This is a genomic window from Rothia terrae (assembly GCF_014705925.2).
GTDB lineage: Bacteria > Actinomycetota > Actinomycetes > Actinomycetales > Micrococcaceae > Rothia > Rothia terrae.
The window spans coordinates 1,837,473-1,862,045 of record NZ_CP061539.1; the positions used below are offsets into that span (position 1 = coordinate 1,837,473).

General features: G+C 52.6%; 22 protein-coding genes and 2 tRNA genes. 7 read left to right on the top strand and 17 right to left on the bottom strand.

Annotated elements, in window-relative coordinates; translation table 11 throughout:
- Nucleotides 1-12: 12 nt before the first annotated feature.
- Complete coding sequence (grcA2, locus tag IDM49_RS12420; RefSeq protein WP_168614304.1) at nt 13-267, top strand: autonomous glycyl radical cofactor GrcA2; 255 nt, start codon at nt 13-15, stop codon at nt 265-267.
- Between the two features lie 8 nt (nt 268-275).
- On the top strand, nt 276-1,142 hold the full coding sequence (gene pflA, locus IDM49_RS08420; RefSeq protein WP_190724181.1) for a pyruvate formate-lyase-activating protein: 867 nt from the start codon (nt 276-278) through the stop codon (nt 1,140-1,142).
- Nucleotides 1,143-1,361: 219 nt separating this feature from the next.
- Here pflA and dxr read toward each other — a convergent pair whose 3' ends face one another.
- From dxr to rpsB, 10 genes are all read right to left on the bottom strand, one after another.
- The gene (dxr, locus tag IDM49_RS08425; RefSeq protein ID WP_228008247.1) at nt 1,362-2,609 is read right to left on the bottom strand and encodes a 1-deoxy-D-xylulose-5-phosphate reductoisomerase; all 1,248 of its coding nucleotides are present in this window, start codon (nt 2,607-2,609) and stop codon (nt 1,362-1,364) included.
- Nucleotides 2,610-2,713: 104 nt separating this feature from the next.
- The gene (locus tag IDM49_RS08430) at nt 2,714-3,724 is read right to left on the bottom strand and encodes an alpha/beta hydrolase (protein ID WP_190724183.1); all 1,011 of its coding nucleotides are present in this window, start codon (nt 3,722-3,724) and stop codon (nt 2,714-2,716) included.
- Between the two features lie 128 nt (nt 3,725-3,852).
- Nucleotides 3,853-5,670, bottom strand: coding sequence for an ABC transporter ATP-binding protein (locus tag IDM49_RS08435; protein ID WP_190724184.1), 1,818 nt, complete (start codon nt 5,668-5,670; stop codon nt 3,853-3,855).
- A 154-nt stretch (nt 5,671-5,824) separates the two neighbouring features.
- Entirely contained in the window at nt 5,825-6,088 is a 264-nt protein-coding gene (locus IDM49_RS08440) for a GlsB/YeaQ/YmgE family stress response membrane protein (protein WP_168614299.1), read from the bottom strand.
- A gap of 260 nt (nt 6,089-6,348) precedes the next feature.
- Nucleotides 6,349-6,936: a DivIVA domain-containing protein gene (locus IDM49_RS08445; RefSeq protein ID WP_168614298.1), complete on the bottom strand. Its 588-nt coding sequence runs from the start codon at nt 6,934-6,936 to the stop codon at nt 6,349-6,351.
- 20 nt (nt 6,937-6,956) lie between these two features.
- Nucleotides 6,957-7,820 (bottom strand): phosphatidate cytidylyltransferase, encoded by an 864-nt coding sequence (locus tag IDM49_RS08450; RefSeq protein ID WP_228008055.1) that lies wholly within the window; start codon nt 7,818-7,820, stop codon nt 6,957-6,959.
- Between the two features lie 15 nt (nt 7,821-7,835).
- On the bottom strand, nt 7,836-8,393 hold the full coding sequence (frr, locus tag IDM49_RS08455; protein ID WP_190724185.1) for a ribosome recycling factor: 558 nt from the start codon (nt 8,391-8,393) through the stop codon (nt 7,836-7,838).
- A 197-nt stretch (nt 8,394-8,590) separates the two neighbouring features.
- Nucleotides 8,591-9,310, bottom strand: coding sequence for a UMP kinase (pyrH, locus tag IDM49_RS08460; protein ID WP_190725461.1), 720 nt, complete (start codon nt 9,308-9,310; stop codon nt 8,591-8,593).
- Nucleotides 9,311-9,520: 210 nt separating this feature from the next.
- Entirely contained in the window at nt 9,521-10,351 is an 831-nt protein-coding gene (gene tsf, locus IDM49_RS08465) for a translation elongation factor Ts (RefSeq protein WP_168614295.1), read from the bottom strand.
- Between the two features lie 121 nt (nt 10,352-10,472).
- Entirely contained in the window at nt 10,473-11,270 is a 798-nt protein-coding gene (rpsB, locus tag IDM49_RS08470; protein WP_168614294.1) for a 30S ribosomal protein S2, read from the bottom strand.
- A 519-nt stretch (nt 11,271-11,789) separates the two neighbouring features.
- Between rpsB and IDM49_RS08475 the strand changes: the two genes are divergently transcribed.
- From IDM49_RS08475 to arcC, 5 genes are all read left to right on the top strand, one after another.
- A complete protein-coding gene (locus IDM49_RS08475) occupies nt 11,790-12,344 on the top strand; it encodes a M23 family metallopeptidase (protein ID WP_190724186.1) in 555 nt (184 codons plus the stop codon).
- A 376-nt stretch (nt 12,345-12,720) separates the two neighbouring features.
- A complete protein-coding gene (gene arcD, locus IDM49_RS08480; RefSeq protein WP_190724187.1) occupies nt 12,721-14,196 on the top strand; it encodes an arginine-ornithine antiporter in 1,476 nt (491 codons plus the stop codon).
- Nucleotides 14,197-14,270: 74 nt separating this feature from the next.
- Nucleotides 14,271-15,521: an arginine deiminase gene (gene arcA, locus IDM49_RS08485; RefSeq protein ID WP_190724188.1), complete on the top strand. Its 1,251-nt coding sequence runs from the start codon at nt 14,271-14,273 to the stop codon at nt 15,519-15,521.
- 41 nt (nt 15,522-15,562) lie between these two features.
- Nucleotides 15,563-16,570: an ornithine carbamoyltransferase gene (locus IDM49_RS08490; RefSeq protein ID WP_190724189.1), complete on the top strand. Its 1,008-nt coding sequence runs from the start codon at nt 15,563-15,565 to the stop codon at nt 16,568-16,570.
- 45 nt (nt 16,571-16,615) lie between these two features.
- Nucleotides 16,616-17,524 carry a carbamate kinase gene (arcC, locus tag IDM49_RS08495; protein WP_190724190.1) on the top strand — a complete coding sequence of 303 codons (909 nt, stop codon included), beginning with the start codon at nt 16,616-16,618 and terminating at the stop codon, nt 17,522-17,524.
- A 135-nt stretch (nt 17,525-17,659) separates the two neighbouring features.
- Here arcC and IDM49_RS08500 read toward each other — a convergent pair.
- From IDM49_RS08500 to IDM49_RS08530, 7 genes are all read right to left on the bottom strand, one after another.
- Nucleotides 17,660-17,733: transfer RNA gene (locus tag IDM49_RS08500), tRNA-Ile, on the bottom strand.
- 66 nt (nt 17,734-17,799) lie between these two features.
- The gene (locus IDM49_RS08505; RefSeq protein ID WP_190724191.1) at nt 17,800-19,035 is read right to left on the bottom strand and encodes a glycosyltransferase; all 1,236 of its coding nucleotides are present in this window, start codon (nt 19,033-19,035) and stop codon (nt 17,800-17,802) included.
- A 178-nt stretch (nt 19,036-19,213) separates the two neighbouring features.
- Entirely contained in the window at nt 19,214-20,164 is a 951-nt protein-coding gene (locus IDM49_RS08510; protein WP_168614288.1) for a phage holin family protein, read from the bottom strand.
- Between the two features lie 125 nt (nt 20,165-20,289).
- Nucleotides 20,290-20,754: an OsmC family protein gene (locus IDM49_RS08515; RefSeq protein WP_190724192.1), complete on the bottom strand. Its 465-nt coding sequence runs from the start codon at nt 20,752-20,754 to the stop codon at nt 20,290-20,292.
- Between the two features lie 340 nt (nt 20,755-21,094).
- Nucleotides 21,095-21,167: transfer RNA gene (locus IDM49_RS08520), tRNA-Asn, on the bottom strand.
- A 128-nt stretch (nt 21,168-21,295) separates the two neighbouring features.
- Nucleotides 21,296-23,200, bottom strand: coding sequence for a DNA primase (gene dnaG / locus IDM49_RS08525; RefSeq protein ID WP_168614286.1), 1,905 nt, complete (start codon nt 23,198-23,200; stop codon nt 21,296-21,298).
- Between the two features lie 61 nt (nt 23,201-23,261).
- Nucleotides 23,262-24,569, bottom strand: a complete 1,308-nt coding sequence (locus tag IDM49_RS08530) for a deoxyguanosinetriphosphate triphosphohydrolase (RefSeq protein ID WP_190724193.1) — start codon at nt 24,567-24,569, stop codon at nt 23,262-23,264.
- Between the last annotated feature and the right edge of the window lie 4 nt (nt 24,570-24,573).

Sequence of the window (24,573 nt, forward strand, 5' to 3'; positions counted from 1 at the left end):
GAAGGTCATATCATGGCAGTAAAGACTTACGAAGAGCGCCTTGCATCAATGAAGGCAAACCGCGAGGCAAAGCCCGCAGACAGCAAGGGCCTGTACCACGCAAACATCAACGTGTTGAACAAGGACACCTTGCTTGACGCTATGGAGAACCCTGAGAACTACCCGAACCTCACCGTTCGCGTTTCAGGTTACGCCGTCAACTTTGTTCGCCTTACCCGCGAGCAGCAGATGGACGTTCTCTCACGCACCTTCCACCAGGGCGCTTAATTTCATCTATGTCTATTGATGTTCAGGCTCCGGGGGAACAAGATTTTGCTCCCCCGGAGTCTCGCCAATCCGGGGCTGGCACCTGGGGTTTGGGTGAGATGACCGACCTTGAGCGCTCATCACAGCTACAGTTGATGCGCGAAGGTAAGCTCGGCTCCATCCATTCTTGGGAGCTTGTAACCGCTGTGGACGGGCCGGGCACCCGCATGACAGTGTTCATGAACGGATGCCCGTTGCGTTGCGTCTACTGCCATAACCCCGATACTTTTCAGATGCGAGACGGCAAACCGATTATGATCGATGAGCTGCTCAAAAAGGTCAAGCGTTATCGTAAGGTCTTCAAATCAACCGGCGGCGGAATCACTATCTCTGGCGGCGAAGTTCTTATGCAGCGTGCCTTCGCTGAGAACCTTCTGATTAGTGCAAAATCGTTGGGCATTCACACTTGCATCGATACTTCGGGGTATCTTGGACGCACCGTCACCGACGAGTTCTTGGACTACGTTGATCTGGTGCTTCTCGATGTGAAGTCCGGCGATGAGGACACCTATAAGAAGGTCACAGGACGCGAGTTACAGCCCACCATCGACTTTGGTGACCGTCTCAATGCGTTGGGTAAGGACGTGTGGATTCGTTTTGTAGCTGTGCCCGGCTACACGGATTCTTATGAGAATGTTGAGAAAGTAGCCGATATTGTGTACCGCTGGCCCAATGCGGTCAAGCGCGTTGAGGTTCTTCCTTTTCACCAAATGGGCACCGATAAATGGGAGTCCCTGGGCATCAACTACGAGCTCAAGGACGTCCAGCCGCCCTCGAAAGAAGAAACTGAACGCATCCGCGACCAGTTCCGCGCACGCGGTCTAGAGGTTTACTAAAGCGTCTCTCTGTAAAAAATTATGCCCCGGCTACGTGAGAAAAGTAGCCGGGGCATTACTCATTCAGCTGACGGCCAGTTCACATGGTATGCGGGGATGCCAGCTGGCTCGCGGCTAATGTGAATCGCGGAGAGCGCCCAACGCGAATCCGCGAGAGGGACTGCTGGCATCCCGCATCCTATGTGATTGCAAAAGCTCTAAAATTTCCTAGGCGAATGTCTAAGAGAGTCCCAGCATTTCATTGGCGCGAGCTCGTGCCCACTGTTCAGCATGCAACACCGCATCCAATGTGAGGTCTGCGTCCTCAGTTTTAGCGTCTGAGTTTTCGTGTTCGTCAAGCACTTTGCCTACGGTGTCGATGATGTCGGTAAAGCGGATGGTGCCAGCGTGGAAAGCCGCCACGGCTTCTTCGTTGGCAGCGTTGAAAACGGCGGGGAAGGTACCGGCACGTTTACCAGCGTCCTTAATCATGCCTACTGCGGGGAAAGCTTTGTTATCAAGCGGTTCAAAGGTCCACTCAGATGCAGTTGACCAATCGCAGGATGAAGCTACACCGGGGACGCGGTGCGGCCAAGTCAGTCCTAGGGCGATGGGTAGAAGCATGGTGGGCGGTGATGCTTGAGCGATGGTTGAGCCATCCACAAACTGCACCATGGAATGGACAATGGATTGACGGTGCACCGTCACGTCGATGCGGGCAAGATCAACGCCAAACAGGTGGTGGGCTTCAAGAACTTCAAGAGCCTTATTCACCATGGACGCCGAGTTAGTCGTAACCACCAATCCCATATCCCACGTGGGGTGGGCTAGCGCTTGCTTCGGTGTTACATCGCGTAGTTGCTCGTAACTCATGCCGCGGAAAGGGCCACCCGAGGCCGTAAGAATCAGACGATCAACCTCACGGTCAGTACCGGATGCCAGTGACTGTGCAAGCGCGGAGTGCTCAGAATCCACGGGAATGAGCGCTTGCTCTAGCGGCGACGAGTCAACGGCTGCTCTCACCAAGCGTCCACCGGCGATGAGGGACTCTTTGTTAGCCAGGGCAACCTGCTGACCAGACTCTAGAGCAGCCAGGGTGGGCGCGAGACCGATTGAACCGGTAATTCCGTTGAGTACCACGTCGGCGCCGAATCTCGCGGCTTCAGTTGCCGCGTCCTGACCGTGAACGATGTGCGGCTGATAGGCGATATTGGCTGCGCTTGCTAGCCCTGCGATGAGTTCGCTGAGTGTGCGGGCCGCTTCAGCGTCGCCTGAGGTAGCGACCAGCTTCACACGGGTTTCAACTGCCTGCTCAGCTAGTAGCTGTAGCGACGATGTGCCAGCGGCAAGCGCCACAACTTTCAAAGGCGCATCCGCGCTATCAACGGTGGCACCGGAAAGATGAGCGACGTGTCGAATGACATCCATTGCTTGGGTGCCAATAGAACCGGTTGAACCAAGAATCGTAACGGTGCGCCCTTCTCCCATGAATTTACTGAGTTCCGGGGTAAGGGCATCGCGTGAGCCAAAGTCAGGTGTTGTTGCGCCAAATTTCATGACTCTAGTATCTCACGCGACGCGCTCAACGGTTTTTATTCAGATGACTCCACGAAAAAATCACGGAGTGCTTTGAGCAGACTTGCGTTGAAGCTTTGAGTGCTAGTAGCGCGCGGCACAAGAACATCGGCCCCGTGGTACATGCCCGGTTCAACGTGGGTTTGAACGTTTACGCCAGCTTCTTTCAGTCGCTGAGCGTAGGCAAGATCCTCTTCATAGAACAGGTCTAATTCCCCTACCCCAATCCATGTTGCAGGCAGTCCGGCTAGATTCTCACGTCGTGCCGGTGCCGCATATTCGTGAATTCCGGGGCCACCGGGCTCGCGGTTGAGGTAGGTTCGCCATGCGTACTCGTTGTCGGTGCGCGTCCATACAAAGTTGCCGCGTCCTTCATCGTCTTTACGAAGCACAGCGCGGTCATCGAGCATGGGGTAAATCAGTGCTTGGAAGTTCACCGGATGGCCTTCGTCAAATGCTTTGTTGACGACTGCAGCGGCTAACCCGCCACCGGCACTTGAACCAGAGACTGCAATTTTGGCGGGATTAATGCCGTAATGTTCAGCATTTTCCTGAAACCAGTGCAGAGCAGTATAAACATCCTCTAGGTCAGCGGGAAACGGGGCTTCACCGGCATTGCGATACTCGGGGCTGAAGACGGGAACACCTAGTTCTTGTGCGAGCTTTGAGGGGTAGGCCTGATTAGCGCCAGCCGTAGCAATCACATGTCCGCCACCGTGAATCCACAACACTGCGCCGTCACCGGTAATGTGTTCGGGAATATTGAGGAAGCCGGTGGGCGCAGTGTGTCCCAGATAGTCGGGTGTTACCTCCTGCACTCGGACGCCTGCTGCAGCTGGTGCAACGGGCATCCAGTTGCGTTGCGGGGCAGGAAGCAAGGACGATATTTTCGTGAGGCCGCTGACAGGCATATAGAGCAGAGGGTGGCGTAATGAGGGTGCTACTGCATCCACTTTTTCAAAATGACGCTTGCGAGCAAATCCAGCGCCTGCAGCGACTAAAGCTGTAGCTAGAATTTTAGTTTTCATGTATCCCCTTCCATGAAGTATCTACAGTAACTGCAATTACTAGCGTAAAAGAACAAGCTGAGAACCACCTGAAAACACAGAGTCCTTATCAAAAATGCCCCGCTACTTTCGCAACGGGGCAATTTCAACTAGCTCACAATGTCATAATTTTTCAGGCGCTTCTTATCAGCCTTCTTCCCTGAATCCTGCAGGCTCAGCAGCTCAGCGTAAATACCGCCCGAACGCGCCAGCTCATCAGGAGTGCCGACCTCATCGATATTGCCGTCTTTGAGCGTGACGATTCGATCGACTGCAGAAATAGTTGAGAGACGGTGCGCAATAATCAGAGAGGTACGCCCCACCATCAACTTATCCAATCCGGCCTGAACCGCGCGTTCAGCCTTGGTATCAAGCGCAGATGTTGCCTCATCCAAGATCAGAATAGGAGCGTCTTTGAGAATCGCACGCGCAACCGCAATGCGCTGCTTCTGACCACCCGACAGCTTAAGGCCTCGCTCACCGATCAGCGAGTCGTAACCGTCCGCAAATTTTTCAATAAAGGCATGCGCGTTCGCCTTTTCTGCGGCACGGATAATTTCTTCGCGGGTTGCTTCAGGACGCGAGTAGGCAATATTTTCGGCGATAGTACCGGAGAATAGTGATGCGTCCTGGAACACCATGCCGATGCGCGAACGCAATTTTTCAAGGTCAGCGCTCTCAATGACATCACCATCTACAACCACTTTGCCGTCGCGAGGATCATAAAGACCTTCAAGCAAAGCCATGAGCGTTGATTTACCGCCACCGGATTCACCCACAAAAGCAATTTTTTCGCCACGCTTGACCGACAGGTTGATGTCGTTGAGGACGTTCGCTTCGCCTTCATACCCAAAGGCTACGTTCTCAAATCGGATGAGGTCGTCTCCAGCTAATGTTTTGAGGGGCTGCGATTTTTGCGAGCCAGAAGTACTTGCAACCAGGGCTAGTGCACGCTGATCAGGGGCAAGCTCCATGACCTCAAAGTAGTCTTTGGAACCTGCGATGGCGCGCTGAGCGGTATCCACTACCCAGCTCAATGAAGAGATCGGCTGGACTGCCATGCCCATGAGCTGAATCAACAGCACCATGTCACCGATGGTGAAATCACCGGCCAGGGTGCGCAGAAAAATCATGAGATAGAGACCAAAGAAGACGAGATCTAAGAAACCGCGGCGAGCAACGTCCATGCGGTGCCAGAACGATGACTGCGCCTGTGTGAGACCAATAGTCTTGTTGAAATGCTTTTTGAACAAACCCAACTCGCGTCGTTCCTGTCCAAATGATTTCACCACTCGAACCTGGCCGATTACCTCGTTGAAGCGGCCGGATGCGATGTCGATATTCTTGTTCTTCTCAGCCTCCCATACCTGCCATTTTTCGCTGGTTTTTGAGGTCAACCATAAGTAGGTGGGAAAAATAATGACCAGCAAAAGCGCCAGTGGCCAGTAGTACCAACCGCTAATACCAATCACCGCGATAGTAGTAATAATCATCGTGAAGAAGGTATTAGAGAACATCTTCACGAAGTTCGTCACCTCGGTGATCGAACGATTAAGGCGCGAAATGATAGTACCGGTTAGCTCTGAGTCAAAGTAGCTTTGCGGTAACACCAGCAGCTTTTCAAAATAGCGAGTGGAGAGGATGGTGCGCATTTTCTGGCTCATCACGTCTCCGAGAAAACCACCCACATTGGTGATTACCGTGTTGAACAGCTGAGCGGCAAAATACGCCACCGCAAACCAGACAATGACGCTCATCGGCGTCTGCTCGGTTCCATTGACTGAATTTACAACAGCATCAGTAGCACCCTTAATAATGAAGGGGCTAGCCAGTGAAGTCACCGACATCAAAATTGAGCAGACTATAATACCGGTGTAATAGGGCCACAGAGTATGGGTTGCCCTCATGATGCGGAAAATACTCTTCACGATTCTTCTTTCAAGACATTAGCTGTGTGTACATTAAACTCTGCCACCGCAAGGTTAGCTATTGCCAGCGTGCAACGGGTTAGCTTGACCATAGAGGACATAGCAAAAGCCCCCGTCCTCAAACGAGAACGGGGGCTTTTGAAAAAGCTAGGATTTAGCGGCGCTTGGTAACCAGGCCGTAGATCCACAGAACAATCAAAGCACCAATTACTGAGGTGATGATTGAGCCAAGACCAAGACCGCCAGTGTTTGATGACAAGAAGGGCAGGAAACTACCCAACCAACCACCGAGCAGTGCGCCTACGATACCGAGAATCATGGTAACGATGATGCCACCACCCTGCTTACCGGGCATGATGAGCTTTGCAAGCGCACCAGCAATGAGGCCGAGAATAATCCAACCGAGAATAACACCCATGATTTATCTTCTTTCTATGAAGTAAAAGTTTGTAACCCATTTGGGCGACAAATACTTGATAACAGAAACAAGCTTACTGTCCTTGACGCCGATTTCAAAGCTGTTTTAGAACAAATTCATCAGCATGTTTATTTATATACATCACAGTGGCATCGGGGGTTTTTGTTCCGTCACACTAGAACAAAAAGGTTTACAGGTAAATTTTTCGAGTTCGTAATACCTGCGAACAAGGTTTTATTCAGACAAGAGCGGCACAGAGACTACTTCAGGTCGTGAATCAACTCAATGCACTTATCCAAGAAGGCATCCACCTGAGTTTCCTCATAACAACGCGAACCTGTAGCACTTCGAAACACAGCTCCTCTGACCACATCAGCGCTCAGGTTATCCGAAGTCTTAAACTCACGCATCAGACGATTGCACAAAGCATCAACATCTTCAGTGAGATAACCCTTTGTCAGACGATGCGCAGGACGCCTAAAGCGCTCCCCGTCCTCTCGCCGCAAGCGTCCCATCAGCAGTTCAGCGATCTGCTCCACGTGCTCGCTCCACGCCTCACGCCCGTGCTCCGCAATGAAAGAACGTCGTTCAATGGCAGCAAAACGATCCTCCACACGCGATAAAGCAGCATCCACGTCAGCTACAGCATAGCCACCTTTCTGCGGTTGAAAGGTGCTTTGGCGAATCGCACGTGCCGTCGTGATTCCTGCATGAGAACCATCGGAACGCAAGCGTTCATAGTCGTTAGCTAAATCAGTGAAGAACTGATCAACAGCTTCGATGTTGTAACCAGTCTCACGCTCATCAACCACGCGAAACTCGCTAATACGCTGAGAGGTTTCAGGCATACCTAATGAAGTCCTCACTATTAGAGATTTGTAGAGAAAGGCGCAAGCAGTTCAAAAATCACGTACCCTGCAGCAATCGCAAACACAATGGAATCCAAGCGGTCCATCACGCCTCCGTGACCGGGCAAGATATTACTCATGTCCTTGATGCCGATTTCTCGCTTCACCATAGACTCAGAAAGGTCACCTACCGTTGAGGCAATGACCAAGAAGAAGGCGATGATAAAGCCGAACCACAAAGGCTCGCCCAAGAAAAACATGCAGATAACGCCAACGACGATGGAACCCACCATAGAGCCGGCAAAACCCTCCCAGGTTTTCTTCGGAGAAATCTTGGGAGCCATCGGATGCTTGCCCCACAGCACGCCCGCGATATAGCCCCAGGTATCGTTACCAATAGCCATAATCAAAATGGTGAAAACCTTGCCAGCGCCTGCGTCCTGTCTAAAGAGCAACAACGCAAGCGAAATAAGCAGCGGCACCCAGCTCATGACAAACATCGAACCCATCATCGACATAATCATGCCGTTTTTCGGGCCGCACGCTCGCCAGCCAATCAGTACCAAGCTAAAGGCTACGACAGCAAAAATAAGCCACTGTCCGCCACCGTAGTAAGCAAAAAAAGGAACAATCGCAGCCGCGACCACCGCCGGAATTACAGGAATACCCATTCCCCGTTTTTGATTCAGACCGTGGGTCACTTCCCACGCTCCTACAGCAGTCGCAGCGGCGGCGAGAACTACCAAAATAACCGGAACATAAAACAAACCCACCGCTAGGCCGGCGCCGAGAACAACGCCGACGGAAATAGCGGCAGGCAAGTTTCGACCGGCTTTGGAAGGTTTAGGTTCCTTAGCCGTGTCGGTTGAGAGCATATTGCTCATAGTCAAAGACCTCGATTAAACTTCGAGAAGCTCAGCTTCCTTGTGCTTGAGCAGAGAATCCACAGTCTCAACGTGCTTCTTGGTCAAAGTGTCGAGTTCCTTCTCTGCGCGAGTACCCTCGTCCTCACCGATCTCGCCGTCCTTCACGAACTTGTCGATAGCAGACTTAGCACTACGGCGAGCGTTACGAACTGCCACACGGGCATCCTCAGCCTTGTGGCTGACAAGCTTGATGTATTCCTTGCGACGCTCTTCGGTCATCTCGGGCATCACAATGCGAATCACGTTACCGTCATTTGAGGGGTTTGCACCGAGATCAGAGTCGCGCAGAGCCTTCTCGATTGCACTCATTGCACTCTTATCGTAAGGAGTAATCAAGATAGTGCGTGCCTCAGGAGTCTGGAAGGACGCCAGCTGCTGCAAGGGAGTAGGTGCACCGTAGTAATCGACGGTCAATGATGAAAACAGTGAAGGGTTCGCACGTCCGGTACGAACGTTTGAAAACTCGTGCTTTGCGGCTTCTACAGCCTTGTCCATGCGTTCGCCTGCATCAGCCAGGGTTTCTTCGATCACGGGGATCTCCTTCAATAGTGCGGTGGCGAAAAGCCACAGGTTGAGGCGAGTATCTACTACTCACCATAGAGTCTTTTCAATAGTCTAGTAGCCCGACCGCTGGCCGGGCTACTTTTAGACAATCAAGTCGCTGATTAGCTAGGTTTTTCAAGGTAACAACGTTCTACAAGGACGGGTAGCCACCTCACCGGTAGCTATTACTTGGTAACCAGGGTTCCCATTTCTTCACCAAGAATTGCACGAGTTACGTTACCTTCGCCCTGCATACCAAACACACGCATCGCTACGTTGTTGTCCTTGCACAGCGAGAACGCGGTCTGATCCATCACACGGATGTTGCGCTTCAGCGCGTCATCGTAGGTGAGGTTGTACAGGCGCTCAGCGTTGGGATCCTTATTCGGGTCAGCGGTGTAGATACCGTCCACGCCGTTCTTAGCAACCAGAACCTCATCCGCATGAATTTCCAGTGCGCGCTGCGCCGCAACGGTATCGGTCGAGAAATAAGGCAGACCGGCACCAGCACCAAAGATCACAACGCGGTCTTTTTGCATATGGCGGATTGCACGACGCGGGATGTAAGTCTCTGCGACCTGCGGCATGGTGATGGCTGACTGTACGCGAGTATCGATACCAGCCTGCTCCAAGAAGTCCTGCAACGCCAAAGAGTTCATCACGGTGCCTAGCATACCCATGTAGTCAGCACGTGAACGGTCCATACCCGCAGTTGACAGTTCTGCACCGCGGAAGAAGTTACCGCCACCAATCACGATAGAGGTCTCAACCTGACCAACGGTAGCCGCAATCTGATCAGCGATACCGCGGATAACGTCAGTATCAATACCAACCTTGCCGCCGCCAAAAACCTCGCCTGAGAGCTTCAGCAGAACGCGACGACGACCGGTGTCGTCCTTGTGGATGTTTGAAGCGTTTTCAGCCACGAATCCTCCATGTGGTGTAACGGTAGATAAAAATTTTTTGCATCAACCGGGCAAAATGCACAGTCATGCTCTAGAACAGCATACGGCAAAGGGGAGCACCTTAAGCGGTACTCCCCTTTGTCTTCCCTAAATCTGTGCACAATCACATGTTAATCATCCACAAATTTGAGGTAACAAGTTTGTCTAAACTTATGCGCCTACGCGGAAACGCTCGAAAGCGGTTGCGGTTGCACCGTTTTCTGATAGAACCTTCTCAACTGACTTTGATGAGTCCTTTGCGAAGTCCTGATCGAGCAGGGTGTTTTCCTTGTAGAAAGCCTTGAGCTTGCCTTCAACGATCTTCGGGATGATCTGCTCAGGCTTGCCCTCGCCGCGTGCGGTTTCTTCAGCAACGCGCTTTTCTGCCTCGATGTCCTCAGCTGCAATAGCGTCTGAGTTGAGGTACTTCGGTGACATAGCAGCAATGTGAACTGCAACGTCGTGAGCAACTTCGTCGGTGTTCTCACCGGTAACAGCCAGCAGAACGCCAACCTGTGCGGGCAGGTCCTTTGAGGTCTTGTGCAGGTAAACTGCAACGTTTTCGCCCTCAACGCGTGCTACGCGACGAACTACAACCTTCTCGCCCAGCAGTGCGCCAGCTTCGGTGGTCAGTTCTTCAACGGTCTTGCCGTCTGCGGTAGCTGCCTTGAGTTCTTCAAGGGTTGAAGCGTTAGCTGAGATAGCTGCTTCAAGAACGTTGTTAGCGAAAGCGATGAAGGGCTCTGACTTAGCAACGAAGTCGGTCTCTGAGTTAACTTCAACCATGTAGCCAACGCCGTTTTCAACGCGTGCTGCAACGATGCCTTCTGCGGTTGCACGGCCTTCGCGCTTGGTAACGCCCTTGAGACCCTTAACGCGGATGATGTCCATTGCCTTCTGCTGGTCGCCGTTAGCCTCGTCAAGAGCCTTCTTGACGTCGAGCATGCCAGCGCCAGTCTTTTCGCGCAGTGCCTTGATGTCTGCTGCGGTGTAGTTCGCCATTGTGAACTCCTTGATTGTTTTAGTTCAAAGGTTGGTGGGGCGGACGCCTGTAAGCGTCCACTGCGAGTATAAGACGGCGCCCATCCTTGCGAGGTTGGGCACCGTCTTATTTTCAGCAAAATTACTTAGCTGACTCTTCTGACTTTGCAGCTTCGTGCTGCTCAAGCAGTTCCTTTTCCCATTCAGCCATGGGCTCTTCGGTTGAGTCTGCCTTGCCAGCCTTCTTGTTGTTACGCTCGAGCAGGCCTTCTGCAACTGCGTCTGCGATAACGCGGGTCAGCAGGTTAACGGAGCGGATTGAGTCGTCGTTACCGGGGATCGGGAACGCAACTTCGTCCGGGTCTGCGTTGGTGTCGAGGATTGCAACAACGGGGATGTTGAGCTTCTGAGCCTCGTCTACTGCGAGGTGCTCCTTCTTGGTGTCAACGATCCATACGAGTGAAGGGGCCTTGGTGAGGTTGCGGATACCACCGAGGGTCTTCTCCAGCTTTTCGTGCTCGCGACGCAGAAGCAGGAGTTCCTTCTTGGTGTACTGTGAGCCTGCTACGTCGTCGAAGTCCAGCTGCTCAAGTTCCTTCATGCGGTCGATACGCTTTGAAACGGTTGCGAAGTTGGTGAGCATACCACCGAGCCAGCGGTGGTTAACGTAAGGCATATTAACGCGGGTTGCCTGCTCAGCAATTGCTTCCTGAGCCTGCTTCTTGGTACCAACGAACAGTACGGTGCCGCCGTGTGCAACGGTGGTCTTTACTGCTTCGTAAGCCTTGTCGATGAATTCGAGTGACTGCTGCAGGTCGATGATGTAGATGCCGTTACGCTCGGTGAAGATGTAACGCTTCATCTTGGGGTTCCAGCGACGGGTCTGGTGACCAAAGTGAACGCCTGAGTCCAGAAGCTGGCGCATAGTTACGACGGGCATGTCGTCTCCTTTTGAGATGGTGCCGGGCAGTCCCCTGATTCCAGGCTAGATCTGCCGCGCGCATAGTAGTTATCGGTTACATGGAACTTATTCGTTCCCCTGGCAATCTCGCAGATACGGCCCCTGAAAATTTTCATGGGACTCATCTTCAAGCCTTCACTGCTTAGTTTTAAGCAGACCGAAAGTCTCTTATGAGCTGCTGTGAATAAGCTAGCTCCCTGAGATTACGCGTTGTCAGACCGCACGCTAAGGCACGGTGAACGACGTGTAAATGACGTTCTTTCCCCTCGCGAGTTGCATCCCTCAGCAGAAGGACGCGCGCTTAGGCAAACTGCAATCGTCAACTATACCGCAGAAGCACCGGTTTCACAGCAGGATTCTGCGGTTTCCAGAGCCAACACAGGTTTAAGTGAGCAGCTACACACATCAAACCTGTGGATAACTCTTTTTTTGGCGGAGTTATCCACATTTTTAGACTTTTCTATAGATTCAACGGGAAACCCGTGGTGAGGTTTTCTTATGAACCACATTTTTCAGCAAGCCCCAGCGTCCAGCTCCAAGCGCACCGCCACCGCCATACAGGTAGCGATACTGCTTCTTGCAACTTTCCTACCCAACCCGTCGGCATCAGCAGGCACCTCACCACACTGGCAATCCCCCGTAGGCGACCCCTACAGCGTGGAACGGCACTTCAAAAAGCCACCCAAAAAATGGAATGCGGGGCATCGCGGCGTCGACTTTTCAGCAACCGCATCCACCAAGGTTGTTGCGCCCGAAGCAGGAACGATTTCATTCTCTGGCAAAGTTGTTGACCGTACTGTCATTACGATCACGCACCCCGACGGCAAGAAGTCCAGCTTTGAACCGGTAACAAACCCGCTCCCCATCGGCACCAAGGTCACCAAAGGTCAACCCATCGCAGCAATAGACGCCTCACAACACCACTGCTCGAGCCTGACCCTCTGCATCCACTGGGGAGTTCGCAAAGGCGATGAGTACATTAATCCGTGGCTTCTTATTGAGACCCAGGCACCGAGCATCTTGCTACCCATTGACGATGACTTTTCAGCCTAAACAGCAACCGCTCACGGTTTAAAAATATTTTCGCCACCATTCCAGTCCACAAAAATTGAGTAAAAATCTTCATAAATTTGTATTTAAATTCAATTTAAAGGGGGACACGCTGATAATTATTAATTTTTCTCATTAATTGAAATGGTTTACATTGAAACTATTAAGCTACATCACACAGTGTTATAGAGCTTAGAAACGAAGTGACTTTAACTAGAAAAGATCGTTCATTTTTATCAACAACCGAAGAATCGAAAGTATGCAGAGCTTTGAATCTGTAGCTTTTACAGTGAAATCACATCGACGACGATGTATTTCCCTTACCTAACTGGCAAGGACGATCTTTCTACACAACGTTCTTTCGTTACTAAGGATTGTCATGAGTTCAACACCGGACAGGAGTACTGACTCCGAACTCTCAACGGGCTCTGCCGCCCCGGGCGGTCTATCCTTCTTCGCCCTTCTAGCACTTGTCATCGGATCGATGATCGGCGGAGGAATCTTCTCACTCCCCCAGAACATCGCCGCAGCCGCCAGCGCTGGCCCGACCATCATTGGTTGGATTATCACCGGCATCGGTATGGTCTGCCTGGCCCTGGTTTATCAGTTCCTCTCCGCTCGTAAGCCTCAGCTCGATAACGGCATTTACGCATATGCTCGCGCGGGATTTGGCGATTACATCGGCTTCAATTCAGCATGGGGATACTGGCTCTCCGCGCTGATCGGTGATGTCGGCTACCTGATCCTTCTCTTCTCAACGATTGGTAAGTTCTTCCCAATCTTTGAAGGTGGCAACACTATCCCGGCAATTATTTGTGCATCAATCTTGCTCTGGGCTATCCACTTTCTCATCATTCGCGGAATTCAAACCGCGGCAATGATCAACACAATTACCACCGTTGCAAAAATCGTTCCGCTTCTCGTTTTCATCGTCATCTGTGCAATCGGCTTCAAATACGACCTTTTTGCCATTGACTTTTGGGGCGCGGACGCCGGCTTAGGCGATGTGCTCACCCAGACAAAAAACATGATGATGGTGACGGTGTGGGTCTTCATCGGCATTGAAGGCGCATCCGTTTATTCCAAGCGAGCTAACAAGCGCTCAGACGTCGGTAAGGCAACCATCATCGGTTTTGTCTTTGTTCTCGCGATTCTGATTGCTGTTAACCTGCTGTCGCTCGGTATCATGCAACGCTCCGATGTTGCTAACCTACCCGATGTTTCAACCGCAGACGTCCTGGCACACGCGGTGGGCCCGTGGGGCGCCTGGTTCATCAGCATCGGCGTTATTCTCTCACTCCTCGGTGCTTTGCTCTCTTGGATTTTGCTCTGTGGCGAGACCATGCAGGTTCCCGGTTCAGACGGTACGATGCCCTCTTTCTTCGGCAAGCTCAACAAGCATGATGCTCCCGCAAATGCTCTGTGGGTTACCAACATCCTCACCCAGATTATTCTGATTGCATCCTACTTCTCGGAGAACGTTTATCTGGCAATGGCGACCTTGGCTGCCGCCCTGATCCTGGTTCCCTACCTGCTCTCTGCGGTCTATGCCTTGATGATTACTGTACGAGGCGAGGGCTACAACAACGAGCCAAAGCAACGAAACCGCGATATCGCGATCTCGGTAGTTGCCACCATTTACGGTATCTGGCTTCTGATAGCTGCAGGCATGGAGAATCTGCTACTCACAGCATTGCTCTACTTACCCGGTGCTCTGGTTTATATTTGGGCTAAACGAGAAAAGGGCGAACGCCGATACTTCAAACCATTTGAGTGGATTATCGTTGCAGTACTCGCCTTAGCAGCAATCTACGCCATTGTGCTCTTTGCTAACGGCTCAATGAGCCTCTTCTAAATAAAACTTATCCCTACGAATTCCCGATGTCTGTGAATTCTTCCCTTGATTCTCTTGAAAGGAGAATGAGTCCCATGACTACTACAACTCCCATTGGTGCTTGGTCTGAAGTTGGCAAGCTACGCGAAGTAATGGTGTGCTCCCCCGGACTCGCTCACCAGCGTCTGACCCCTAGCAACTGCAAGGAACTCTTGTTCGACGATGTGCTCTGGGTAGATCGTGCTAAAAGCGACCACGACGACTTCGTTGCAAAAATGCAGTCCCGCGGGGTTGAGACCCTTGAGATGCACCAGTTACTACGCGAGACTCTGGACATTCCAGAAGCACGCGAATGGGTTCTCAAGCGCAAGCTCTCAGCTAACTATGTCGGTTTGGGCATCTCTGAAGAACTCGAATCATGGTTCTCTGAAATTCCTTCAGCAGAGCTAGCTGACTACCTCATCGGTGGTCTCGTCTACACGGATCTTCCCGATGACTTCCAGCGCACCGCAACCCGCGCACTGGCTGAAGTAAACAACGCCATGAGCTTCTTGCTTCCGCCTTTGCCTAACACCCAGTTCACGCGCGACTCCACCGCCTGGATCTACGGCGGTGTAGCATTGAACCCCATGCACTGGCCTGTACGCCGTCAGGAAACCCTGCTGACGACCGCGATTTATACCTTCCACCCGAAGTTCACCAACCGCGACTTCAAGATTTGGTACGACGCAACCGACGGCGATAACGGTCTAGCCACTCTCGAAGGCGGCGACATCATGCCTATCGGTAACGGCGTTGTGCTCATCGGTATGGGTGAGCGCACTTCGTGGCAGGCTATTTCGCAGCTGGCAAAGAACCTTTTTGCTGCAGAAGCAGCTAACCACATTATTGTGGCTGCGATGGCTCCGGACCGCGCATCCATGCATTTGGATACCGTCTTTACCTTCTGTGACCGCGATGTAGTGACCGCTTTCGATGAGGTCGTGAAGACCATTCAAACCATCTCTTTGCGTCCTGCAGACCGCGAGCGCAAGTTCTCAGTTCACGTCGAGAAGGAACCCTTTATCGATGTTGTGGCAAAGTCTTTGGGCTTGCCGAAACTACACGTTATTCCCACCGGTGGCACCGCGTTCGATGCTGAACGTGAGCAGTGGGACGACGGCAACAACGTTGTTGCTCTTGAGCCGGGTGTGGTTGTGGGTTATGACCGCAACATTCACACCAATGCACTACTGCGTAAAGCAGGCATTGAGGTTATTGAAATTAACTCCGGTGAACTCGGTCGAGGACGCGGCGGTGGGCACTGCATGACCTGCCCCATTACCCGCGACGCTATCGATTACTAAACCCTTTTTCGTCTAACGCAATAGCAAAGGAAATTATTCTCATGTCATTCAACCTGCACAACCGTCACCTGCTCAGCCTGACCAATCACACTGAGAAGGAGCTTCGTTACCTCATTGACCTGTCACGCGATTTGAAGCGCGCTAAGTACGCAGGTACCGAGCAGCAGAACCTCAAGGGCAAGAACATTGCGCTGATTTTTGAGAAGACCTCAACTCGTACCCGTTGTGCATTTGAGGTCGCAGCGTACGATCAGGGCGCAAACGTCACGTACATTGATCCCACTTCATCGCAGATTGGTCATAAGGAGTCGATGAAGGATACCGCTCGTGTGCTCGGCCGTATGTACGATGCGATTGAGTACCGTGGTTTCAAGCAGACTGTTGTAAATGAGCTCGCTGAATACGCCGGCGTACCGGTCTTCAACGGCCTCACCGATGAGTTCCATCCCACTCAGATGCTGGCAGATACTCTGACTATGGTGGAGCACGCCGGTGGCAAGGATCTGCACGAGATTAGCTTCGCGTACGTGGGCGATGCTCGTAACAACATGGGACGCTCATTGCTTCTTATCGGGGCAAAGCTGGGCATGGACGTTCGTATTGGTGCACCCAAGGGTCTGCAGCCAGAGGAAGACTTCGTCAAGCAGTGTGAAGGTTACGCGAAGGAAAGCGGCGCACGCATCACTGTTACTGACGATGCCAAGAAGGCTGTAGACGGCGTTGACTTCATTCACACCGACGTTTGGGTATCAATGGGTGAGCCTATTGAAAGCTGGGGCGACCGCATTGATTTGCTCAAGCCTTTCCAGGTCAATCAGGGTCTCATCAAGGCTGCCAACAACCCGCGCGTAAAGTTCATGCACTGCCTGCCTGCTTTCCACAACTCAGAAACTAAGGTTGGCAAGCAGATCGCTGAGCAGTACCCCGAGTTCGCTAACGGCATCGAGGTCACCGAGGACGTCTTTGAGTCTGCCTACAACATCGCCTTTGATCAGGCTGAGAACCGTATGCACACCATCAAGGCTGTCATGGTCGCATCGCTCGGCTAATCTTTCTTTCATTTATTCTTCGTTTTGAGTGCAAAGGAGCACACCATGAAGATTCTCGTAGCTCTCGGCGGCAACGCTCTTCTCAAGAGAAGTGAGCCGCTCACAGCGACTAACCAGCGAGCTAACATCAACATCGCGGCGGAGCGTATTTCACGCATCACCGAGAACAATCAGGTAGTTGTTGCACACGGCAACGGCCCGCAGGTAGGTTTATTGGCGCTTCAGTCAGCTGCCTACACCGAGGTTGAAGCTTACCCGTTGGACGTTCTAGGCGCAGAGTCAGAAGCGATGATCGGTTACATGCTGGAACAGGAGCTCGGCAATGTTCTGCCGCCTGAACAGCGCATTGTTACCATCTTGACGATGACCGAGGTTGACCCGAAAGATCCCGCGTTCGATAATCCGACCAAGTTCATTGGTCCGGTCTACGGCCAAGAGATGGCTGAGCAGCTCGCTGAACAGAAGGGCTGGGTTGTCAAGCCTGACGGCCCCTACTACCGACGTGTGGTAGCTTCTCCCCTGCCTAAACGCATCATTGAGCAAGAGGCTATCAACCACCTCGTCGATAAGAACACCATGGTGATTTGCGCCGGCGGTGGCGGCATCCCCACCTACCTCGATGAAAACCAAAAGTTGCACGGTGTAGAAGCTGTCATCGATAAGGATCTCTGCTCTGCGCTCTTGGCTGAGAACTTGGACGCTAATCTACTGGTTATCGCAACCGACGTTGAAGGCGTGTACAAGGGCTGGGGCACTCCGGATCAGGAGTTGCTCTCAACCCTCAAGGTATCTGAGATTGACGGACTCAACCTCGCTGCAGGTTCGATGGGTCCGAAGGTAGAGGCAGCTCGCAACTTCGCCCAGCACACCGGCAAGCGAGCAGTCATCGGTGCTCTTGCAGACATTGAGGATCTAGTGCTAGGTAAAGCTGGCACCACCGTTGTTCCTGACTAATCAGGTGCTCTCCTAAAAAGCATCGCCCGGTTGACAATCTCAGCCGGGCGATGCGTGTATAAACTTTGGTGTAAAAGAAATCGCTCCGGTCTGGCTATTGCGACCGGAGCGATTTCTTCGCTGTATTTATTTCTGTAGGGCCTGCGGGACTTGAACCCGCGACCAAGGGATTATGAGTCCCCTGCTCTAACCAGCTGAGCTAAGGCCCCCTGCTTTGAGCGTTTAAGCGATGCTTTTACGCCACTCACATAAGAGTACCTGAAATTGTGTTTTCTCTAAAATTTTTGGGTGTATGAGGCGCTTGATGACGCTAGTTCACGTCTGCGCTGGTTGTAGTAGAGATTTGAGGTGTAGAGGGATTCGAAGATTTCCCAGGTGGTCTCTGCACGGTGCATATCTACCATTACCTTGCTCGCTTTACCCATCGCTTGACGCTCTTTTTCGGGTAGCGAGAGAACCAGCTCGAGTTTCTCTGCTAGGTCCTGCGCATTGCCGGGGGCAAAAAGATAACCGTTGACGCCTTCATCGGCGAGATGCGGAAGAGCAAGGGCATCCGCCAGAACCACGGGCAAAGAAGCACTCATAGCTTCTAGCGTCACCAAAGACTGCAACTCTGCGGTTCCCGGTTGGCAGAAGACATCGGCGCGAAGGTAGCCAGCGCGCAATTCTTCATCGGATACATAACCGAGAAAACGCACCCGATTTTCTACGCCCAGCTCTGCAACGAGCTTATGCAACTTTTCTCGTTGTTCGCCGTCGCCAGCTATTTCCAAGACCACGTTAGATAGCGAATCCGGCAACAGGCTAAGCGCACGAATCAGCACATCAATATGCTTTTCTACCGCCAAGCGTCCGGCAAAGAAGATGCGAAGTTCGCCGGGATTTTTCTCGAGGGACTCCCCCGGAGCGAGCTCGTAATCCCCGATTTCAATGCCGTTAGAAACTGCCAGAGCCGGACGCTTGAACGCGCCTGATGCGCTCATTGCCTCCACCGCGATAGGCGTGGGGGTGGTAACGACCTGGGCTTGACGGAGCACAGCAGCCATATCCCACCACGAAATTTTGGCAAATGGCCCCTGCAAAAACTGTGGTAGTGGCAAGAAAGGAGCAATATTTTCAGGCATCACGTGGTTGGTCGCAATAACACGAATACCGCGACGCGACGCTTGATGCGCCAAAACGCGTCCAATCAGCCAGTGGCACTGAATATGCACCACATCGGGCTGAACAGCGTCCAAAATATCGCCAATCTCGCGATAAATCTCCCACGGCGCGCACAGGCGCAAATACTCGTGAGTAATGACCTTATGAGAGTGCAGGCGATGCTCGGTGATTCCATTAACGTCGCGAGTTTCAGACTCTCCAGCAACATCGTTGGGTACCACAACATGCACATTGTGACCGCGTCCGTGCATAGCAGTTGCTAAGCGCACACCAAACTGTGCTGCGCCGTTGACGTCAGGAGGATAGGTATCGGCACCGATCATGATGGTCAGCGGCGTTTGTGCCATAGAAAATTCAACTGCCTTTGCTCGCGGGTGTTGTGCACTTTCAAAGGTACTAGAGTTTTATTTCTCAGACCACATGCGCAAGCTCACCACAGCCTGATTAGTCCTCAAGGACGATACAAAAAATCGGTGCCGCACTGAAACCGTGCGACACCGATTTTAAAGGTTAGACCGGATTCGTTTACTTACGGATAATCTTTCCGAGGAAAACGAAGAATGCAGTCACTGATGCAGCAAGCGCTGCCAGAGGCTGCCAACGAGCCTGCAGATTCTGCTTAGTTGAAGCGTTAGAACCGAGCTGTGAACCAGCACCAGCAATACGTGAAGGTACGCGACCGACGTTGTGCTTTGAATCGCGAACAACAGTGGTTGCATTGTTCTGAATGTTGTTTGAGTAAACATTCAAATCATCGCGCAGAGCCTTGAGGTGCTCACGACGCTGCTTGGTGCGCTGCTTGAGCTGAGCCTCGTTAGCTGCAGGAGCCTCTGATGAACCATCGTTGTTGTTCTGGTTCTTTTCAGCCTGCTTCTTCTGCTTCTTCTTCGCGTCCTTTTCAGCTTCCTTCTGGCGCATCTCACGCTTAACGCGCTGTGAGTCCATAGCTGAACCTTCCTTCAGAACGCCCAAGTCGTACAGCAGTCCGAAGATTGCTGATTCGGGCTTGAAGGGAAGCTGCTTCTTAATCATCTTGAAGCCAACCAATCCGAGGATCGCAGCCAGTACCAAGAAGACGAGAACGAGAACGAGCGCTGCCAACCATGCAGGCATGAGCTTAGCTAGACCAACGAAGATCAAGATAACCAAAGCAATTGACATGAGCAGAGCAAATACGGCACCGCCGGCAGCAACAGCTGCACCCTTGCCTACTGCAATGCCCTTGTCCTTCATCTCGTGCTTAGCGATCTGGACTTCGTCTTTAATCTGCTTGGGTGCCAAACGAGTAATGACCTTACCCGCGTCGGCCATGCCGGTGACACCAGCTTTAATGTTGTTGATACCTGCACGGACGCCGGTAGTACGCTGACCAGCACCGCGAAGGGTACGAGTCTCGTAGACGTCGTGGGTACCTGCAGTGGAGTCAGTTACGTGATCTGCACGCACTGAACCATCGAGGTGTTCCTGAGTGGACATGTCCGCCTCTCCAAGTTACGGTAAGTGTACTTTTGATTATACCTTTAACTAAGGTAACATTTTTAGCTTTTATTGACTGGTTTTTCAGCCTTTTGTGGGTGAAAAATCACTTTACGGTGAAAATATTATGCTTCTTCTACGACGACTTCTACCATGCCTGTTAGAAGTTTGTGCACCGGGCACTTTCGCGCAATTTCAGAAAGCTTTACCTGGTACTCCGGCGAAATCTGAGGATCAAACTCAAGCACTACCGTAAAGTGGCTCTTGGCTTCTCGGGGTAACGCGGGAAGCTTTTTATAGGTGACCGAAGCACGAGTATCACCCAGCTCAACCCCTTTACGACGCGCATACATCCCCATGGTCATGAGAGTGCACGATGCTAAGGACGCCTGCATCAGCTCTAACGGGTTGGGGCCTTTCCCGAGGCCACCCTCAACGCTTTCAGGCTCATCCATGAGCCATGCGTGAGTTTTAGTCTGCACCAGCGTCCCAAAATCGCCGTCACCGGTCGCGCGCACACTCACCATACCCTGCGGCAACTTTGCGTCCGCAACCACTTCATAGTCGTCTGAAGAATAGTTATCACTCATGCCTCTTATTCTTTCAGATTCAATGAAATTTACGCGAGTGTAGCGGCCAGTTTTAGACGGCCAATCCAATTTCTTCCCGGTGAAGGTCTACACAGTCCAAAAGGGCAACGGCACGTTGCGCACGAACAAGCATTCACCCTCCCCAAAACTTCGAGATCCTGATTAATCGATCTCGGCGACCTAGAGGGCGGATGGTGTGACCTCACTTCACCTCGCCCACCATGCGACCACCTCGGGATTATAGGACAAAAAGTGTGCCCCACACACCCCCACCTCGCATCCGCGTCCGCAAGGTTAAACAAAAAATCCCACTCGCTTTCGCAAGTGGGATTTTGAATCGCTCCCCCGACTGGACTCGAACCAGTAACCCTTCGATTAACAGTCGAATGCTCTGCCAATTGAGCTACGGGGGAATGTTCCTGAACGATTTTCATCGCTGCAACGAATAATAACTATACACAGGTATTTGAGCCCTCGCAAATCGAAATAGAGTTAGCTGTATCACTCTTACCGTATTCAAGTTGGCGCGCTCGGATATACCCTAGTCTTGACCTTCCATGATGCGGCGTCGTTGCAGCTCCAGTTGCATGAGCTCCCGCTGAATTCGCTGGAATTCTTCGGGCGACGCGTCCGCGTTGAGAAGCTGAAGTTGCATCAGCAAATCAGATTTCTGGCGGTTGATCTGTTGCTCAAACAGTCTGTTCAAAATATCGTGAACGTATCTAGCGAGTTGTTCCTGTGAGGACGCCGGTATGGGCGAAACTGTCAGCTCGGCAAGCAGAGCGTGCGACTGTTCGGGGGCGAAAGAACGTACGGTATTCACCCATATAGCTCCGGGTTCAGGTGCAATAGTTGAAGCAGCACCAATAACACCCTGCGCAACACCTTCGTGCATACGGTAACGGAACTGAACCTGCGTCAGCTGTTGCCATTGCTCAAGGGCAAGGAGCTGGGGTACCTGAACGATAACTTCTAACGCTTCGCGTTCCATCCGCGCCACAGGATCGCTGAGGTCAGGTTGTTCAAAAGCATCGGGCGAAGACGAAAGCATCTGTTGCTCTTCAGCGGCCTTCACACGCTCTTCTTCAGCAATACGAGCGCGTTCACGCGCAGACACCTGCGGATTCTGCACAGCCCATGTGACGGCGCGCTGAACCTCGTCCATATCCAAACCGAGCTGTCCTGAAACGCGACGAATATACGCCGGACGCAGCGAGGAGTCTTTAATTCCCGCGATAATAGGGGCGATAGCGCGCATGCCGCGCACGCGTCCTTCAAGAGTGGTCATATCGTAGCTGCGCAAAGTGGAGTCAATAGCGAATTCAAACAGCGGACGACGCGAGTTAATCAGCGAGCGCACAGCGGCGTCGCCTTTGGCAAGGCGGAGGTCGCAAGGATCCATGCCTTCATCTGCCACAGCAACGTAGGTTTGCGCCACGAAACGTTGGTCTTCTTCAAAGGCTGAAAGCGCTGCTTTTTGTCCGGCGGCGTCACCGTCGAAGGTGAAAATCACTTCGCCGCCAGAACCGTCATCGCCCATGAGTCGGCGGATGACTTTGATGTGCCCTTCACCGAATGCTGTACCGCTGGTTGCCACTGCGGTTTCAATACCGGCAAGGTGGGCGGCCATAACGTCGGTGTAGCCTTCGACCAGCACAATCTGTTTTTGCTTTGCGATATTGCGCTTGGCGAGGTCGATGCCGTAGAGCACTTGCGATTTTTTGTAGAGCGCGGTTTCAGGGGTGTTGAGGTATTTGGGGCCTTGGTCGTCGTCGTACAAACGGCGCGCGCCGAAACCAATTGTTTCGCCGCCGAGTCCGCGAATGGGCCACATGACGCGTCCGCGAAAACGATCGTACAGGCCGCGGTTTCCTTCGGAGAACATACCGGTGCCGCGCAATTCGTCGTCGGTGAACCCGCGTGAATGCATGAATTTCAGCAGGTTATCCCAGCCCTTGGGTGCATAACCGACACCAAATTTTTGGCAGGTTGCGGGGTCAAAGCCGCGTCCACCCATGAACTTTTGGGCTTCCACTGCAGCCGGGGTGTAGAGGTTGCGCTGAAAAAATTCGGCGGCGACTTTATGGGCATCGAGCAAACGCTGACGTTTACCCACCTGCTCGCGGTCGGGCCCGCTCCCCTGCTCATAGTGCAGTTCATAGTTGATGCGAGCAGCTAGCTTTTCGACAGTCTCGGTGAACGAGGTGTGGTCCATCTCCATGACGAACGAAATGACATCGCCTGATTCACCGCAACCAAAGCAGTGGTAAGTTCCCATCTGCGGACGCACGTGGAAAGACGGCGTTCGTTCATCGTGAAAGGGGCATAAACCTTTGAAAGAGCCTATACCAGCGCTTTTGAGGGTCACATACCCCTCAACAATTTCGCGGATATCGGTGCGCGAACGCACCTCGTCAATGTCTTCACGTCGAATCAAACCAGCCACGGGTTCAAGTGTAGTGGACTATCCGCTACGAATGCGATGCGTGCGCAATCAGCGCAAAATGCTAGAGCAGTCTGGCGGTGATGCGTTTGAACAGATCGGTTGCCGAGCGGTCGGTCAAAGATGCCACCTGGTCAATCACCAGACGGAGCTTAGCAGCATCATCATTCGGGCCAATTTCTACCAGGTCAGCTTTAAAAGTGCGGTCGAGCAGGCTGGGGTTTTCGTAGAGAGATTCGACCAGCACCGAAAGAATTTCTCGCTGATTTTCATAGTGCGGAAGAGCATCGCGAGTAGTCATCACATAGGTGGTGGCAATGCCTTTCATCACGGCGATCTCGTGCTCGGTATCCTCGGGCACTACCAGCTGAGCCGAGTAACGTACCAGCGGGTCGTCCCCATACTTATCGCGAGTAGCCCGCACTGCTGCCGCAGCGAATCTACCAATGACCTCAGAAGTAAGCGCCTTAAATCCTGCCATTGACGCGCGAGAGCCACTCATGTGAGTGCCCCAGCGATCAAGATTCTCCAAGCGCATCAAAGCCGCGTTGAGCTGATCGTCCGTAGCATTGGGAAGGTACCACTGGCGGGTTTTCTCGAAAACTTTTTCGCGGGCGTCCGCGTCGTTAAGATAGTGCAACTGCACATGACCGCCAAAGACAGCGTCCTCGACATCATGCACCGAGTAAGAAATATCATCGGCAAGATCCATGACCTGCGCTTCCATGCACTTTTGCGTTGGAGGCACATCGGCATCGCGCGCACCACGTCTAAACCACTCAAAAACAGGCATATCATCGGTGTACACGCCAAATTTGCGGTTGGGTTTACCGTCAGCTCGCGCCGGCGCATCCGCCTGCACCCACGGGTATTTGCAGGACGCGTCCAAGGCGGCGCGGGTCAGGTTGAGCCCGGCACTGCCTCCGTCATGACGCATGACTTTGGGTTCAAGACGGGTCAGCAGGCGAAGCGTCTGGGCGTTACCTTCAAAACCGCCAGCGTCCTGCGCTAACTCATTCAATGCGGTCTCACCGTTGTGTCCGAAGGGCGGATGCCCCAGGTCATGAGAAAGGCAGGCTGCATCCACAACGTCGGGATCGCACCCCAGCATACGCCCTACTTCTCGACCAATCTGAGCGACCTCTAGAGAGTGTGTCAATCGCGTACGCACAAAATCATCGGTCTCAGGGTCCAGCACCTGAGTCTTAGCCCCGAGCCGACGTAGCGCAGATGAATGCAGGATGCGTGCACGGTCGCGTTCAAAAGCTGAGCGGTAGATGTTGCGATGATGCTCAGGAACCCACCGCTGGGCGTCCTTTTCAGAGTAAGAACCCCCAGCGCTTGTTTCGGGTGAAAAATCGTGAGAGTACATAGAG

Bases quoted from the DNA above. Each gene is read 5' to 3' on its own strand.
- IDM49_RS08530 (WP_190724193.1), bottom strand. From the start codon at position 24,569: ATGTACTCTCACGATTTTTCACCCGAAACAAGCGCTGGGGGTTCTTAC.
- arcA (WP_190724188.1), top strand. From the start codon at position 14,271: ATGACTACTACAACTCCCATTGGTGCTTGGTCTGAAGTTGGCAAGCTA.
- IDM49_RS08445 (WP_168614298.1), bottom strand. From the start codon at position 6,936: ATGCCTGAAACCTCTCAGCGTATTAGCGAGTTTCGCGTGGTTGATGAG.
- IDM49_RS08440 (WP_168614299.1), bottom strand. From the start codon at position 6,088: ATGGGTGTTATTCTCGGTTGGATTATTCTCGGCCTCATTGCTGGTGCG.
- arcD (WP_190724187.1), top strand. From the start codon at position 12,721: ATGAGTTCAACACCGGACAGGAGTACTGACTCCGAACTCTCAACGGGC.
- IDM49_RS08505 (WP_190724191.1), bottom strand. From the start codon at position 19,035: ATGGCACAAACGCCGCTGACCATCATGATCGGTGCCGATACCTATCCT.
- IDM49_RS08490 (WP_190724189.1), top strand. From the start codon at position 15,563: ATGTCATTCAACCTGCACAACCGTCACCTGCTCAGCCTGACCAATCAC.
- IDM49_RS08515 (WP_190724192.1), bottom strand. From the start codon at position 20,754: ATGAGTGATAACTATTCTTCAGACGACTATGAAGTGGTTGCGGACGCA.
- grcA2 (WP_168614304.1), top strand. From the start codon at position 13: ATGGCAGTAAAGACTTACGAAGAGCGCCTTGCATCAATGAAGGCAAAC.
- IDM49_RS08475 (WP_190724186.1), top strand. From the start codon at position 11,790: ATGAACCACATTTTTCAGCAAGCCCCAGCGTCCAGCTCCAAGCGCACC.
- tsf (WP_168614295.1), bottom strand. From the start codon at position 10,351: ATGGCGAACTACACCGCAGCAGACATCAAGGCACTGCGCGAAAAGACT.
- IDM49_RS08430 (WP_190724183.1), bottom strand. From the start codon at position 3,724: ATGAAAACTAAAATTCTAGCTACAGCTTTAGTCGCTGCAGGCGCTGGA.
- arcC (WP_190724190.1), top strand. From the start codon at position 16,616: ATGAAGATTCTCGTAGCTCTCGGCGGCAACGCTCTTCTCAAGAGAAGT.
- IDM49_RS08450 (WP_228008055.1), bottom strand. From the start codon at position 7,820: ATGAGCAATATGCTCTCAACCGACACGGCTAAGGAACCTAAACCTTCC.
- rpsB (WP_168614294.1), bottom strand. From the start codon at position 11,270: ATGCCCGTCGTAACTATGCGCCAGCTTCTGGACTCAGGCGTTCACTTT.
- IDM49_RS08510 (WP_168614288.1), bottom strand. From the start codon at position 20,164: ATGTCCACTCAGGAACACCTCGATGGTTCAGTGCGTGCAGATCACGTA.
- pflA (WP_190724181.1), top strand. From the start codon at position 276: ATGTCTATTGATGTTCAGGCTCCGGGGGAACAAGATTTTGCTCCCCCG.
- dxr (WP_228008247.1), bottom strand. From the start codon at position 2,609: ATGGGAGAAGGGCGCACCGTTACGATTCTTGGTTCAACCGGTTCTATT.